Origin of the sequence: Mesorhizobium sp. M2E.F.Ca.ET.209.01.1.1 (genome assembly GCF_004010375.2) — a bacterium.
Lineage (GTDB): Bacteria > Pseudomonadota > Alphaproteobacteria > Rhizobiales > Rhizobiaceae > Mesorhizobium.
Genome location: NZ_SADP02000387.1, coordinates 1 through 377, shown reverse-complemented (window position 1 = coordinate 377; position 377 = coordinate 1). Strand labels below are relative to the sequence as shown.

1 protein-coding gene is annotated in these 377 nt (G+C 66.6%); it reads right to left on the bottom strand.

Going from position 1 to position 377, the window contains the following annotated elements; all coding sequences use genetic code 11:
- A partial coding sequence (locus tag EN852_RS36110) for a caspase family protein (protein ID WP_189546413.1) occupies positions 1 to 377 on the bottom strand: 377 nt, incomplete at both ends.

Here is a 377-nt window from a genome sequence, read left to right as displayed (position 1 = left end):
GGCGATATGGCGCAGCAGGGCCTTGGCGAAGGGCGAGTTGCGCCCGCTGCCGTCCATGGCGACAGCACCGGGCGCGGTCGAAAAAGCGATGAAGGAACCGCGCGTCCAATCGAACTGCGCCAGACCCGCCAGCGCCGTCGCCGAGCGGGTGGTGGCGGTGCGGCTCAGGCTGCGGGCAAACGGGTTGTTGCGGCAGGCATCGAGGAAGACCAGGCTGACCTTGGTCTGCTGTTCCATGATGTCGAGGACTTCGTCGATCGGCACGGCTTCGAGCTGCAGCTTCACCGGCATGTCGAGCCTGGCGTCGACCGGCACGATGTAATTGCGGCCGTCGACCTGAAGGCCGTGGCCGGCATAGTAGAAAAGCCCGACGCCGG